Genomic DNA, 14,315 nt, shown 5'->3' with positions numbered 1-14,315 from the left:
GGCACCGATGGCACGCCGCCTCGTCCCCGAGATGGTTTCCGTTGCCGAGGCGCTGGAGCAACGCACCGCCACGGCCGCGCCCGCGCTCGCCCTGACCCTTCCCGAGCGCAGGGTCCGGTGCCTGGCGTGCGCCCACCGGTGCGTCGTCCTCCCCGGCCTCGACGGCATCTGCCGGGTCCGGTCGAACCGCGAGGGAACCCTCCGCGTGCCACGCGGCTACGTCGCCGCCTTGCAGATCGACCCGATCGAGAAGAAGCCGTTCTTTCACGCGCTCCCCGGTGCTTCGGTCCTGTCGTTCGGCATGCTCGGCTGCGACCTGCATTGCGCATACTGCCAGAACTGGGTGACCTCGCAGACCCTCCGCGACCCGGCGGCGTCCGGCGGCCCGCGTGACGTCGGCGCCGATGACCTCGTCGCCGCCGCCGAGGCGCGAGGCTGTCCCGTCCTCGTCTCGACGTACAACGAGCCGCTCATCACCGCGGAGTGGGCGGCGGAGGTCTTCTCCGCAGCGAAGGCCGCGGGACTCGTCTGCGGGTTCGTCTCGAACGGGCACGCGACGCCGGAGGTCCTCGCCTACCTCCGTCCGCACCTCGATCTCTACAAGGTCGACCTCAAGGGCTTCCGGAACGAGCACTACCGCGATCTCGGCGGCCGCATCGCTCCGGTCCTCGACACGATCCGCAGCCTGAAGGAGAGCGGGATCTGGCTCGAGATCGTCACGCTCCTCATCCCGGGCGTGAACGACGATCCGGCGGAGATCGCCGACCTCACGTCCTTCCTGGCGTCGGTGTCGCCGGACATCCCGTGGCACGTCACCGCGTTCCATCCCGACTACAAGATGACCGGGACGCGCGCGACGACCGCGTCGGATCTCCTCCGCGCGGCCGAGACCGGACGCGCGGCGGGCCTGCGATTCGTCTATGCCGGAAATCTGCCGGGCGCGGTCGGCACCCATGAAGACACGCGGTGCCCGTCGTGCGGGGCGACGCTCGTCGCGCGGCGCGGCTATGCGGTCGAGGTTCGCGCGCTCACGCCCGGAGGCGCGTGCGCGGCCTGCGGCAGCTCGATCGCCGGGTACTGGCAGGGGCGGGCGGCATGACCCGCGCGCCGCGCAGCGTGCTCTACGTCCCCGCTTCGAACGAGAGGCGGCTCGAGAAGGCCGTCTCGGCCGGCGCCGATCTGATCATCGTCGACCTCGAGGACGGCGTCGCTCCGGCCGAGAAGGACGCGGCGCGCGAGCACGTGCGGCAGGCGGTCGATCGCGGGCTCCTCGGCGGGCGTCCGTGGATGCTCCGCGTCAACGCCGGCCCGATCGGCCCCCCTCCGGCCGACCTGACCCTCGTCGGCTACGCGCACCCGCCCGCGGTGGTGCTCCCGAAGGCCGAAGATCCGCAACGGGCGGGCATGCTCGCCGCGCGATTCGCCGAGCACGGAACGGCGACGGCGCTCATGATCGAGAGCGCGCGCGGCGTGGCCTCCGCCAAGGATCTCGCGGGCGCGCACCCGAGCGTAAGGATGCTCATCCTGGGGTCGGCCGATCTCCGTCTTTCGCTCGGCGCGCGTCCCGACGAGAGGCGGAGCTGGGAGCGGCACGCGCTCGGCGAGATCGTGATCGCGGCGCGCATGCACGGCGCTGCCGCGATCGACTCCGTCTACTTCCATTACCGCGACGACGAGGGCCTGAAGCGTCACGCCGTGATCGCCCGCGACCTCGGCTTCGACGGGAAGAGCTGCATCCACCCGTCACAGATCGAGCCGATCCACGAGGTCTACGCGCGCGCCCCGGAGGAGATCGCGTGGGCCGAGCGCGTGCTCGCCGCTTGGCGCGACGGGGAAGGCGACGCGCACGGGATCGTGACCGTGGACGGCGAGATGATCGAGGCGCTCCACGTCACCGTCGCCCGCAGGATCTTGGGCGAAGCCTAGCGACGCGACGCGGCGTCCCTCAGGCGCGCCGCCAGATCCGAACGGCCGAGATCGACCGCATGCCGGTAGGCGGCCGCGGCGCCGGCGAAGTCCTCCGTCTCGTAGAAGAGATGCCCGGCCTCCGCCCACGCCTTGGCGTCGGCAGGATCGGCGAGCGTCGCTTTGCGCGCCGCCTTGAGCGCCGACGTGGGGTCGCCGGCACGGTGGAGCGCCAGAGCAAGGTCGAGGTGGGCCTGCGCCCACTGCGGCTCGAGGCGCACCGCCTCGGCGAAGGCGCCGCGCGCCTCGTCGAGCCGTCCGCGGCGGGCAAGGACCAAGCCCTTGTCGAGCCATGCAGGCGCGAACGCGGGCCAGTTGCGGATCGCCTTGTCGAGCTCTCGTGAGGCCGCGTCCATGTCGCCGCGCTCTTCCGCGATCGAGCCGAGCCAGTACGGGGCGCGCGGGCTCCCGGGGTTGTTCCGCTCGGTCGCGGCGAAGATCGTCGCGTCGCTCCGCCATTCGATCGCGCGCGCGAACATGTGAACGGCGAGGAAGGCGACGAGGACGCCGGTGACGCCAGGGGCCGCTCGGCCGTCCCACCGGTCGAGGAGCGCCGCGGCGAGAAGCGCCAGGCCGGCCACGGGGAGATAAAGGAACCTCTCGGCCATGATCGCGCCGACGGGAACGAGGAGGTTGCCGACGAGGAGATAGGGGAGGAGCACGACGGCGACCAGGAGCGCCGATCGCCTTCCTCGAAGTGCCAGGACGAGGCCGGCCACCGGCAGCGCGATGCCGACGAGCGGCCGGAAGGCGAGGAAGCTCGTCTCGATCGCGATCGAAGCTCCGGAATAGTCGTTCGAGAGGTGCCAGGGAAAGAGGACGATCCGGGCGTAGCGCGCGACGAGCCCGAGCGCGGTCGCGAGCCTGCGCATGGCGGTCTCGGCGACGAGCGGGTTGTCCATCACCGGGATCGTCTGAGGCGGGAAGAACGACTCGAGCGCGTGCGTCCGCGCGATCGCGACGACGACGACGGCCAGGACCGACGGGAGGAGCATGCCCGCGAGGTCGCGTCCGCGCGCTCGCGAGACGAGGAGCGCAAGAGCCACGAGAGGAAGCGCAGCGAACCCCGTCTCCTTCGACGCGCACGCGAGGAGGACGGCGAGCCCGGCGCCCCAGGCGGCCGGGCGAGAGGGACGGGAGAGGGCGAGCCGCACGGCGGCGAGCGTGAAAAGCGCAGCCAGGATCTCCGCGCGCCCGACGACGTTCGCGACGGCCTCCGATTTCGCAGGCGTCACCGCGAAGAGGAGCGCGCCGAGGAGCGAGGCGGTCTCGCCGAAGCCGAGCGCCCGCGCGATCGAGAAGAGGAGGAGGCCGACCGCGGCGTGGAGGACGAGGTTGATCGCGTGAGAGGCCGCCGGGAACGGAGTCTCGAAGACCGCGCGCTCGGCGGCGTACGTCGCGACGGTGACCGGTCGCCAGAGCGAGCGGTCTGCGCCCTTGAGCCCTTCCCAGTACGACGATTCGAGGATGCCGCCGGTGCCGTGCGCCGCCTCGACGGCGACGTGATCGTCCTGGACGTAGCCGGCGCGGAGCAGGGGAAGATGGGTCAGGAGCACCGCCCCGAGGAGGAGCAGAAGCGGGCGGAGCTTCACGCGAGCGTTTCGAGGATCTCGGAGCCGACCAAGAGCTCACGCGGCTTGCTGCCGTCGGCGGGGCCGATGATCCCCTCCTGTTCCATCATGTCGACGATGCGCGCGGCCCGCGCGTAGCCGAGGCGCATGCGGCGCTGGATGAGGGTGATCGAGCACATCCCTTCCTGGAGGACGAGCCGGACGGCTTCCACGTACATCGTGTCGCGGTCGCCGGCGTCGAAGGTGCCCGACTTCTCCTCCTCCGGGTCCTTCAAGACCGACTCGTCGTAGACCGGCTTCGCCTGCTTCTTCAGAAAGGCGACGATCCGGTTCAATTCGGGCTCGGTGATGTAGCCGGAGTGGAGGCGCGAAAGGCGCGCCGAGCCCGAGGGCAGGAACAGCATGTCGCCCCGGCCGATCAGGTGCTCGGCGCCCTGCTGGTCGATGATCGTCCGCGAGTCGACGCGCTGGCTGACGCGGTACGCGATGCGCGCGGGGAAGTTCGCCTTGATCGTCCCGGTGATGACGTCGACCGACGGCCGCTGGGTCGCGAGGATGAGGTGAATCCCGACGGCACGCGCCATCTGCGCGAGGCGCATGATCGACTCCTCGACGTCCGCGGAGGAGACCATCATGAGGTCGGCCATCTCGTCGATGACGATGACGATGAAGGGGAGCGGGGAGAGCGCCTTCTCCTCGCCGGTGCGCTCGTCCTTCATCGTGCGGCTCGGCGTCTCCGCGAGCGCGTGGTTGAACTGGTCGATGTTGCGAACGCCGATGGAGGCGAGCTTCTTGTAGCGCTGCTCCATCTCGCGCACGGCCCACTTGAGCGCGGTCGACGCGTGCTTGGGATCGGTGACGACGGGGATGAGGAGGTGGGGGATCTCCGCGTACATCCCCAGCTCGATCATCTTCGTGTCGATCATGATGAAGCGGACGTCGGCCGGCGTCGCCTTGTAGAGGATGCTCGTGATCATCCCGTTCAAGCCGACCGACTTGCCCGCGCCCGTCGCGCCCGCGATGAGAAGATGGGGCATCCGCTCGAGCTCCGCGGTGAAGACCTCGCCGTTGATGTCCTTGCCGAACGCCATCGTCAGCTTCGACTTCGACGCGCGGTACTTGTCGGAGGCGAGCAGCTCGCGCGGGAAGATCACCTCCTGGTGGCGGTTCGGCACCTCGATGCCGACGGTCGAACGGCCCGGGATCCGGTCGATGCGGATCGACTCCGCCTTCAGGCCCATGCACAGGTCGTCGACGAGGCCGACGATCTTCGAATACCGGACGCCAGCCTCCGGCGCGTACTCGAACGTCGTCACCACGGGACCGGGGTGAATCGCGACGACTTTCCCGTCGACCGCGAACTCGCGGAACTTGTCGGCGATGATCTGCGCGCGCGCGAGGAGGTCTTGCTCGCTCTCTCCCTCCTGGGGCTTCGGCTCGTTCAGGAGCTCGAGCGGCGGCAGGCTGTAGCCGCCCGCCGGCGCCGCCTCGAGCAGCGTCGCCTGCTTCGCGGGAGCTTCCTTCTTGGTGGGGGCTGCCGCGCGCGTGGTGACCTTGGGAGGGGCCGAGGGCGGCGCGGGCCGCGGAGGGAGATCGAAGTCCTCGCGGTCCTCGGCGAGGGGGATCGCGGGGCGCCTCCCCGGCGGCATCGTGGGATCGGGGACCTTCTCTCTCGCGCTCGCCGACTTCGCGTGCTTCTTCTCGACGGCGCGCTTCTGCTGCTCCTTGTGTTTGGCCTCCCGCCGCGCCTTCCAGAGCGCGAGTCCGTTCTCGACGCGTGCGCCCATGCCGGCCCCGACCTTTTCGGCGGTCCGGGCGAACGAGAAGCGTGTCGTGAGGACGATCGTCGCGGCGAGGAACGTCCCCGCGGTGAGCATCGCGCCGAGCGGGTTCATGAGATCCGAGAGCGCGCCGGCGAGGCGTGCGCCGACGTAGCCGCCCGCGCCGAACCCCTCTCCGCCGTAGACGATCCTTCCGTAAAGGAGGTCGAGGAGGGTCGCGAGCGCGACCAGGAGCGCGACGAGGCCGAGGAGGCGCCCGTACGAGGCGGCGACGCTCCGCCCACGGAAGCGGTTCCAGCCGGTGATCGCGAGGACGACCGGGACCAGGAACGACGCCGTGCCGAGGAGCTGGAGCAGCAGCTCGGCGAGCGTGGCGCCGACCCGGCCGATCCAGTTGGCCGCCCGGTGGAGATCCGGCTGCCGCTGGAACCAGGTCGCGTCGGTCCCGTGGTAACTGGCGAGCGCGCAGGTCGCGAGCACGGCGAACAGGAGCAGGAGGAGGCCGGCGACCTCGTCGAACCAGCGCTTCTTGCGCCACTTGGCGAACGTCACGTCCATCGAGGCCCCACTTTATAACTCAACGACAACCGGAATGATGAGTGGGCGCTTCTGCGTGCGCTTCCTGAGGAACCGCCGGAGGCCTGCCTGGATCTTCGCCTTGAGCAGCCCCTCGTCGGCGCGCTCCTCCTCCGAGGTTTCGGCGAGGGCGGCGGCGACCGCGGAGCGCGCCTCGCGCAGCAGCTCCTCCTCCTCGGCGTCCGAGACGAAGCCCCGGCTCGCGATCTCGGCCGGACCGTCGACCCGCCCGGTGCCGCGGTGCACCGCCACGACCGCGACGACGATGCCGTCGCCGGCGATCTGCCGCCGGTCGCGCAGCATGGCGACGTCGATCTGGTCCTGCGTGCCGTCGATGAAGACCTGGCCCACGGGGACGCGGCCGGCGCGGCGGAGGGACTCGGGCGTCAGCTCGAGGAGGTCTCCCGTGTCCGCGAGCACGACGCCTTCGTCGGCGAGGCCGCACGCCCGGCCGACGGCGGCGTGCGCGGCGAGCTGGCGGTATTCGCCGTGGATCGGGAGGAGGAAGCGCGGACGCAGGAGGTGGATGAGGAGGCGCAGCTCGTCGCGGCAAGGGTGGCCCGAGACGTGGATGGGCGCGTCGGACCCCGTGACGACCGTGGCCCCGCGACGCAGCAGGTGGTTCGTCATGCGCGCGATCGGCTTCTCGTTGCCGGGGATCGAGCGCGCGGAGTGCAGCACGAGGTCGCCGGCGGAGAGGACGACGTCGCGGTGCTTGTCGACGGCGATCCGCGCGAGCGCGGAGGTCGGCTCCCCCTGCGAGCCGGTGACGAGGAAGAGTGCCCGCTCGGGGGCCAGCCCCATCGCCGTCTCGGCGGCGACGCGGATGCCCGGGGGGATGCGGAGCAAGCCGAGGTGCTCGGCGATCTCCGTGTGGAATTCCATCGATGCGCCGACGATGGCGACCGACCGCCCGCGGGCGCGCGCGATGTCGACGATCTGTTGGATGCGGTCGATGTTGCTCGAAAAGGTCGTCACGAGGATGCGCCCCGGCGCGCCCGCGATCGCGCGGTCGAGCGCGGGGCCGACCGTGCGCTCGCCCGGCGTGAACCCCGGGCGGTCGGCGTTCGTGCTGTCCGACAGGAGCGCCAGCACGCCCTCCTCGCCGAGGCGTGCGAGACGGACGAGGTCGGTCCCCGGCCCCTTGAGGGGGTACGGGTCGAGCTTGAAGTCGGCGGTGTGGACAATCGTGCCGACCGGCGTCCTCAGGATCAGCATCGCCGACTGCGGGATCGAGTGCGAGACCGGCAGGGTCTCGACCGAGAACGGTCCGAGCACGAGCGGGTTGCCGGACGGCGGGAACGGCTGGAGGCGCGCGCGGCCGAGATCGTGCTCCGCGAGGCGGCCGCGGACGAGCCCGAGCGTGTACGGGGCGCCGTAGACGGGCACCTCACGGCGCGCGAGGAGGTAGGGCAGGGCGCCGATGTGATCTTCGTGGCCGTGGGTGAGGAGGACGGCGTGGACGGTGCCGCAATCGTCCAGGAACTCCATGTTCGGCACGACGACGTCGACGCCGAGGTGCTCGGCGCCGGGGAACATCATGCCGGCATCGACGACGACACAGTCGCGGCCGTACCGGTAGACCATGAGGTTCATGCCGAATTCGCCGAGACCGCCCAGTGGGATGATCTCGAGCGCGCGCGGACGCGACACGGGGCCTCCGCAACTCGGGGTTCGCCGCTGAATTATACCGTCAGGACGGCAGCACCGCGGCCAGCCGCAGGAACCCGTCGGGCGGAACCGCCTCCGCACGCACGCTCCCGTCGAGCCCGGCCTCCTCGAGCCACGAGGCCGCCCGGCGCTCGTCCACGTGAAGGCCGGCGCGCAGGTTCTTCTGGAGCGTCTGCCGCCGCCGCGCGAAGGCGATCTTGAGCGTCGTCTTGAGCGCCGGGACGAGCGCCGCGGCCAACGCATCGTCGCGGCGCGTCCAGCGGGTCACGGTCGAGGTCACCTCGGGCGGCGGCCGGAAGGCACCGGGGCGAAGGTCGAAGAGGCGCTCGATCCGGAAAATGAGGCCGGCGAGGACGGTGAGCGGACCGTAGGCGCCGGTGTCGCAGGCCGCGGTCAGACGGTCGGCGACCTCGCGCTGGAACATGAGGACCGCGCGCGCCACCGCGCCCTGCTCCTCGCAGAGCTTCATCGCGACCGGCTTCGAGACGTTGTAGGGCAGGTTGCCGACGACGAGGAGGTCGCGGCCGAGCGACGCGAGCGGCACCTCGAGGACGTCGGCGGCGATCACGCGGAGCGGAGGATCGGCGTGGGCGTCCGCGAGGGCGCGGGCGAGGTCGCGATCGATCTCGATCGCGACGACGCGCGCTCCTTCCGCGAGCAGCGCCTCGGTGAGCGCACCGCGCCCGGGCCCGATCTCGACGACCGCGACCCCCTCGATCGGCCCCAGGCTCGCGACGATCCGCGCGATCGCGGAGCGGTCGGCCAGGAAGTGCTGGCCGAAGCGCCGCCGCGCCCGGGGCGCTTGTCGGCGCGTGCTAGATTGCTGACGGCGCACGGAGTGAAGGAGTTCGCATGGAAAGCTCTCAGGTCGTGCATCTTACCGACGACTCGTTCGACGAAGCCATCAAGAACGCGAACGGACCGGTCCTCGTCGATTTCTGGGCCTCCTGGTGCGGACCGTGCAAGGCGATCGCACCCTCGCTCGAGCAGCTCGCCGCCGAGATGGCCGGCCAGGTCACGATCGCGAAGGTCAACGTCGACGAGAACGGCGACCTTTCCGCGCGCTTCGGCATCCGCAACATCCCCACCCTGCTCGTCTTCAAGGACGGACGCCTCGTCGATCAGACGATCGGCTCGCAGCCGAAGGAGTCGCTCCGCGGGCTGATCCAGCGGCACCTGGCGGCGGCACCCCGCTGAATCACAGGCGCGGAAGACGCGCCGGATCCAGGACCAGGACGATCGTGCCGTCGTCGAGGACGGCGGCCCCTGAATAGGCCCTGAGGCCGGCCAGGGGCGCGGGAAGCGGGCGCACGACCAGCTCGCAGCGCTCGACCACCTCGTCGACCTCGATCCCCGACGGACCGTCGTCGGCTTCGACGACGAGCGCCATGCCGTCCCTCGCCGTCTTCGGAGCGTCGAGGCCGAGGACCGCCGCGAGGGAGCGCACCGGGACGTCGCTCGCACCGACGCTCCAGAAGCGGCGGCCGTCGCGCCATGCGGTGCTCTGGTCGTCCATCGGAGCCATGCGCGCGATCGAGGCGAGCGGGACCGCGAAGACGGCCCCGCCGGCGCGCACCAGATACGCCTGGACCAGCGCGACGGACGAGGGGAGCGTGACCTCGAATCTCGTCCCGCGGCCCGGCGCCGACGAGATCCGGAGGGTTCCGCCGAGCGCCTCGACGGTGCTCTTGACGACGTCCATGCCGACGCCGCGGCCGGAGATCTCGGTGGTGCGCTCGGCGGTCGTGAATCCCGGGAGGGTGATCATCTCGAGGGCGCGCGCGTCGTCCATCCTGACCGCCTCGCCGGGCGTGAGGAGGCCGCGCTCGATCGCCGCCTGCTTGAGGCGGCGCGGATCGAGGCCGGCTCCGTCGTCCTCGACGACGAGGGTGACGCGCGCCGCCTCGCGCACGAGGCGGACGGCGAGACGACCGGCGGCAGGCTTGCGCGCCTTCTCGCGGACGGCCTGCGGCTCGATGCCGTGGTCGACCGCATTCCGGACCATGTGCAGCAGGGGATCGGTGATCTGCTCGAGGAGGCTCCGGTCGATCCGGACCTCCTGGCCCTGGACCTCGAGGACGACGTTCTTGCCGAGGCGGTGCTCGAGCTCGTCGACCGCGCGCACGAGGCGCTGCGTCACGGTCTCGAACGGCACGAGCCGCAGCTCGACGAGCGCGTCGTAGAGCCCGCGCGCGAGACGCCGCGCGGTCTCGCCCTCGCGCGCATCGGGCGACCCCGGAGTTCCGCCGCCGCGCGCCTCGATACGTCCGAGCGACGACATCAGCTCGAGCACGTCCTCGAGGAGCGCGTCGATCCGCGTCGCGGGGATCCGGAGCGAAGGTGAGGGCGGACGGAGATCGACCCTGGGCTCGTCGATCTCGACCGGGACGAGCGTGAACGTCTCGATCTCGTCGATCGCGGCGATCTTCCCCGCGATGGTGCGCGCCTCCTCGCCGATGCGCAGGGTCACGAGCAGGCGGCCGTCGAACCGGCCGGTCCGGAGCGCGGCCATCGGCGGCTCCGTGCGCACGATGCGGCCGAGCTTGCCGAGGTGCCCGAGGACGATCGCCGCGCGGACCGCGGGGAACGAGCGGTCGCGCCGCACGATGACGGCGACGTTGACGTGAGAGACGGTCTCCGCGGTCCGGCGCCTCACGAGGGGGACGGGGGCCTCGGTCTCGCCGCCCGCGGCGAGGATCTCGCGCAGGCCCGCCTGGATCGAGACGCGCTCGCCGTCGTCGACGTCGTCGTTCCTTCCGGCGCGCTCGGCCATCCGCTCGAGGCACGAGAGCGACGCCATGAGGAGGCGTGTCGTCGAGGGAGGGGCCGCGATCCGGTGGTCGCGCAGGCGGTCCATGAGCGACTCGGTGTCGTGCGCGAGAGCGCTCATCGCCGGAAAGCCCATCGAGGCGGCCATCCCCTTGACCGAGTGGACGTGGCGGAAGATGTCGCGGATCGCGTCGTCGACGGGCGCCGCCTGCGCCTGCTCGGCCACGGAGGCGAGCGCGTAAGCGGCGGAGAGATGCTCGCGCGATTCCTGGACGAACAGCTCGAGGTAGCGCGAGAGGTCCATCAGAGACCGACCGCCGCGCGGCGGACGAGCGCCTCGGGCTCGAGGAGGACGTGGAGACGGCCGTCGATGAAGACGTGCGGGAGATCGGACGCCGCGTCCCCGTCGACGTGCCCGGAGCCCGAGAACACCTCGGCCGGAATCCACAGCGCGGTTCCCTCGAGCGGGGGCGCGAGACGCACGAGGTGGGCGCCCGGGATCTCCGGCGAGCGATCGTCGAGGACCCGCGGCAGGTCGATGACGGCCAGGGGCCGGCCACGGCGCTCGGCGAGGCCGCGGACGGCGGGGCCGGCGAGCGGCACCGGGTGGAGCGTCCCGGACCGGACGACCTCCGCGACCGCATCGAGCCGGAGCGCGTACGGGCCGGAGTCGAGGTGGAAGAACAGCAGGTCCATCGTCAATCGCGCAGGCGGAAGGTCGCGAGGAGCTCCTTGAGCTGATCCGAGGTCCGCGCCAGATCTCGGGCCGAGCTCGAGAGGGCCTGAACCGAGATCGACTGGCCCGACGTCGCCGCCGAGGTCTCGACGCTGCTGCGCGCGTTGTCCCGCGCGACGTCGACGATCCGCTTCTGGGCCTCGTCGAGCTGGCGCGCGAGCGACCGCTGCTCCTCGGCGCTCCGGTCGATCGCCCGGGCGCGCTCGGTCGTCCCGCGCGTCGCCTCGAGGACGCCGTCGAAGGCCGCGGAGGCCCGGTCGACGAGGGCGCGGGCTTCGCCCGCCGCGCGCGCGCTGTCGCGGATGCTCGTCGCGATCGTATGCGACCCGCCGCGGATCTCGTCGGCGACCGACGAGATCTGGTCGGCGAAGCCACGGACGTGGTCGGCGAGACGCCGGACCTCCTCGGCGACCACGGCGAAGCCGCGCGCCTCTTCCCCCGCGCGCGACGCTTCGATCGTGGCGTTGATCGCGAGGAGATGCGTCTGTTCCGCGAGCGAGACGATGAAGGTGACGATCTTGCCGATCTCGTCGGCGCGGCCCTGGAATCCGTCCACGGCGTTCGCCGACGCGTCGACCGCGCGGGAGACCTCGACGATGCCGTCCGCGGCGCGGCGCGCGGCCGCGGAGCCGGCGTGCGCGCGCTCGGCGGCGTTCTCGGCGGCGGTGTGAACCGCTTTCGCCGCGTCGGCCACGCGATCGACCGCTCCGTTGAGATCGCGTGTGAGCGCCGAGGTGCGCGTGACGTCTTCCGCCTGGCGGTCGGCGCCCTGGGCGATCGTGCGCGTCGCCTCCGCGATCCCCTCGGTGGCGGCGTCGACGCTCTCGGAGGTCGTCGAGAGCGACGCGGCGGAGTCGTGGATGCGCTCCGCGGTGGCGCGCACCTCCTTGAGGACGGTGAGGAGGTTCGCGAGCATCGTGCTGAACGAGCGCGCGAGCTCGGCGGTCTCGTCGGCGCCGTCGATCGAGACGACCTGGGTCAGGTCGCCGCGGCTGATGACGGTGGTGGCGGCGGCGAGCGCCTTGATCCGCCGCACCACGAGCCACGACACGAGCCACGCCCCCCCGAGCCCGATCGCCATGTCGAGGCATACGACGAGGGCCGTCGCCCAGACCGCGTCCTCTTGGAACCGCGGGACGACGACCGCCACCAGCGTGCACAGGAAGGTGACGAGAAGGAACGATGCCGCGAGTTTCTTCTGCACGAGCGACCCCCCGAGCGTAGGAACCCCGCGCCGGAATATGGTTTCCGGCACTCGGGAAGGCCAGCGGGGGAGCAGCCTTTTTGACACCCCGGACGAGCGTTTCTACAATCCTTCGTCGACTTTTCGGTCCCTGGGGCGTCGAACGTCGAGATGAAGCGGGAGCTGGCATGAGCGAGACGGTGCAGTCGGTCCAAGACAGGGTCCAAAGGGAAGCGGTCGTCCTGGAAGCGCTCCTCACCGAGGTGCGCCGGGTGATCGTCGGCCAGAAGTACCTCCTCGAGCGCATGGTCATCGGCCTCCTCACGCGGGGGCACCTGCTCCTCGAAGGGGTGCCGGGGCTCGCGAAGACGCTCGCGGTCCGCTCGCTCGCCTCCGCGGTCCACGGCGGGTTCCAGCGGATCCAGTTCACGCCGGACCTCCTTCCGGCCGATCTCACGGGCACCCTCATCTACCACCAGAAGGACGGCACGTTCGTCCCGCGCAAGGGGCCGCTCTTCACGAACTTCGTCCTTGCCGACGAGGTGAACCGGGCGCCCGCCAAGGTGCAGAGCGCTCTCCTCGAGGCGATGCAGGAGCGGCAAGTGACGATCGGCGACACGACCTACCCGTTGCCGACGCCGTTCCTCGTGCTCGCGACCCAGAACCCGATCGAGCAGGAGGGAACCTACCCTCTCCCCGAGGCGCAGGTCGATCGCTTCCTCCTCAAGATCAAGCTCGACTATCCGAGCGCGGAGGAGGAGCGGCAGATCCTCGACCGGATGTCGGCGGCGGAAGTCCCCACGATCAACCCCGTGGTGACGCTCGACGATCTCGAGCGCGCGCGCCAGGCGATGTTCGCCATCTACGTCGACGATCGCGTCAAGGACTACGCCGTCCGTCTCGTCCAGGCGACGCGCCGGCCGAAGGAGTTCAAGCTCGACCTCGAGGGGCTCGTCCAGTTCGGGGCTTCGCCCCGCGCGACGCTCGCCCTCCTCGCCGCCTCGCGCGCCCACGCGTTTCTCCGAGGGCGCGGATTCGTCTCGCCGGAGGACGTGAAGGCGATCGGGCACGACGTGCTCCGCCATCGCCTCATCCTCTCGTTCGAGGCCGAGGCCGAGTCGGTCACCGCGGACGAGGTCGTCCAGCGGGTCTTCGACGCCGTCGAGGTGCCGTGACCGCTCGGGAGGTGCTCCGCAAGGTGCGCCGCCTCGAGATCCGCACGCGGCGCCTGGTCGACGAGAGCCTCGCCGGGTCCTACCACTCGGTGTTTCGGGGGCGCGGCGTCGAGTTCGCCGAGGTGCGCGAGTACGAGCCGGGCGACGACGTCCGCACGATCGACTGGAACGTCTCCGCGAAGATGGGGCATCCGTTCGTCAAGAAGTTCACCGAGGAGCGGGAGCTGACCGTCATGCTCGTCGTCGACGCGTCGGCTTCGGGGCGCTTCGGGACGTCGGTCGCGACGAAGCTCGAGACGGCGGCCGAGATCAGCGCGCTCCTCGCCTTCTCGGCGATCCGGAACAACGACCGCGTCGGCCTCATCCTCTTCACCGATCGCGTCGAGCGCTTCGTGCCCCCGCGGAAGGGGCGCGATCACGGCCTGCGCGTGCTGCGCGAGCTGCTCGCCTTCGAGACCGAGGGGCGGGGGACCGATCTCAAGGGCGCGCTCGAGGTCCTGCGCCGGGTCGTCTCCAAGCGGTCGGTCGTCTTCCTGCTCTCGGACTTCCAGGCGCAGGGTTACGAAACCTCGCTCCGGGCGGCGAACCTCAAGCACGACATGGTCGCGATCTCGATCTCCGACCCGCGCGAGGAGACGCTGCCGCGGATCGGCCTCGTCGCGGTCCAAGATGCCGAGACCGGCCGTCCCGTCCTCATCGACACCGGCAGCACCGCGGTAAGGCGCCTCTACGCCGAGAGGCGGCAGAGAGAGCGCGAGCAGATGCGCTCCGCGATCAAGCGCGCCGGGACCGACCTCCTCGAGCTGTCGACCGGGACCGATTACGACCGGCAGCTCGTCGGCTTCTTCCGCGAGCGCGCGCGACGTGCCACGCGCGCGGGGGGCTGAG

12 protein-coding genes are annotated in these 14,315 nt (G+C 71.2%); 5 read left to right on the top strand and 7 right to left on the bottom strand.

What is annotated here, in order from left to right; all coding sequences use genetic code 11:
- The first annotated feature begins 7 nt into the window (after nt 1-7).
- Both amrS and VFV19_15260 read left to right on the top strand, forming a co-directional pair.
- A complete protein-coding gene (gene amrS / locus VFV19_15265) occupies nt 8-1,099 on the top strand; it encodes an AmmeMemoRadiSam system radical SAM enzyme (GenBank protein HEX4825660.1) in 1,092 nt (363 codons plus the stop codon).
- Nucleotides 1,096-1,926 (top strand): CoA ester lyase, encoded by an 831-nt coding sequence (locus VFV19_15260; protein HEX4825659.1) that lies wholly within the window; start codon nt 1,096-1,098, stop codon nt 1,924-1,926. Before amrS ends, VFV19_15260 begins: the two co-directional genes overlap by 4 nt.
- Here the strand turns inward: VFV19_15260 and VFV19_15255 are convergent.
- The 4 genes from VFV19_15255 to rsmA are packed head-to-tail and all read right to left on the bottom strand — an operon-like array spanning nt 1,923 to nt 8,399.
- Entirely contained in the window at nt 1,923-3,557 is a 1,635-nt protein-coding gene (locus VFV19_15255) for a tetratricopeptide repeat protein (protein ID HEX4825658.1), read from the bottom strand. The two genes, VFV19_15260 and VFV19_15255, sit on opposite strands and share 4 nt — an antisense overlap.
- Nucleotides 3,554-5,875 (bottom strand): DNA translocase FtsK 4TM domain-containing protein, encoded by a 2,322-nt coding sequence (locus VFV19_15250; protein HEX4825657.1) that lies wholly within the window; start codon nt 5,873-5,875, stop codon nt 3,554-3,556. Before VFV19_15250 ends, VFV19_15255 begins: the two co-directional genes overlap by 4 nt.
- A gap of 12 nt (nt 5,876-5,887) precedes the next feature.
- Nucleotides 5,888-7,546, bottom strand: coding sequence for a ribonuclease J (locus VFV19_15245; protein HEX4825656.1), 1,659 nt, complete (start codon nt 7,544-7,546; stop codon nt 5,888-5,890).
- Nucleotides 7,547-7,586: 40 nt separating this feature from the next.
- The gene (gene rsmA / locus VFV19_15240; protein ID HEX4825655.1) at nt 7,587-8,399 is read right to left on the bottom strand and encodes a 16S rRNA (adenine(1518)-N(6)/adenine(1519)-N(6))-dimethyltransferase RsmA; all 813 of its coding nucleotides are present in this window, start codon (nt 8,397-8,399) and stop codon (nt 7,587-7,589) included.
- A 17-nt stretch (nt 8,400-8,416) separates the two neighbouring features.
- Here rsmA and trxA point away from each other — a divergent pair, with 17 nt between their 5' ends.
- On the top strand, nt 8,417-8,761 hold the full coding sequence (gene trxA / locus VFV19_15235; protein HEX4825654.1) for a thioredoxin: 345 nt from the start codon (nt 8,417-8,419) through the stop codon (nt 8,759-8,761).
- Between the two features lies 1 nt (nt 8,762).
- On the opposite strand, the gene VFV19_15230 is transcribed toward trxA, so the two are convergent.
- The 3 genes from VFV19_15230 to VFV19_15220 are packed head-to-tail and all read right to left on the bottom strand — an operon-like array spanning nt 8,763 to nt 12,273.
- Nucleotides 8,763-10,637 carry a chemotaxis protein CheA gene (locus tag VFV19_15230; GenBank protein ID HEX4825653.1) on the bottom strand — a complete coding sequence of 625 codons (1,875 nt, stop codon included), beginning with the start codon at nt 10,635-10,637 and terminating at the stop codon, nt 8,763-8,765.
- Entirely contained in the window at nt 10,637-11,029 is a 393-nt protein-coding gene (locus VFV19_15225; protein ID HEX4825652.1) for a chemotaxis protein CheW, read from the bottom strand. Before VFV19_15225 ends, VFV19_15230 begins: the two co-directional genes overlap by 1 nt.
- Before the next feature lie 2 nt (nt 11,030-11,031).
- A complete protein-coding gene (locus VFV19_15220; GenBank protein HEX4825651.1) occupies nt 11,032-12,273 on the bottom strand; it encodes a methyl-accepting chemotaxis protein in 1,242 nt (413 codons plus the stop codon).
- Between the two features lie 167 nt (nt 12,274-12,440).
- On the opposite strand from VFV19_15220, the gene VFV19_15215 reads away from it, so the two are divergent.
- Together VFV19_15215 and VFV19_15210 are read left to right on the top strand one after the other, a co-directional pair.
- Nucleotides 12,441-13,427, top strand: a complete 987-nt coding sequence (locus VFV19_15215; GenBank protein HEX4825650.1) for a MoxR family ATPase — start codon at nt 12,441-12,443, stop codon at nt 13,425-13,427.
- Nucleotides 13,424-14,314 (top strand): DUF58 domain-containing protein, encoded by an 891-nt coding sequence (locus VFV19_15210; protein HEX4825649.1) that lies wholly within the window; start codon nt 13,424-13,426, stop codon nt 14,312-14,314. Before VFV19_15215 ends, VFV19_15210 begins: the two co-directional genes overlap by 4 nt.
- Nucleotide 14,315 lies beyond the last annotated feature (1 nt).

It is taken from the genome of Candidatus Polarisedimenticolaceae bacterium (genome assembly GCA_036275915.1).
In the GTDB taxonomy this organism is placed as follows: domain Bacteria; phylum Acidobacteriota; class Polarisedimenticolia; order Polarisedimenticolales; family DASRJG01; genus DASRJG01.
Note: the sequence above shows the minus strand (reverse complement) of the source record. Positions and strands in the feature narration are given on the sequence as shown.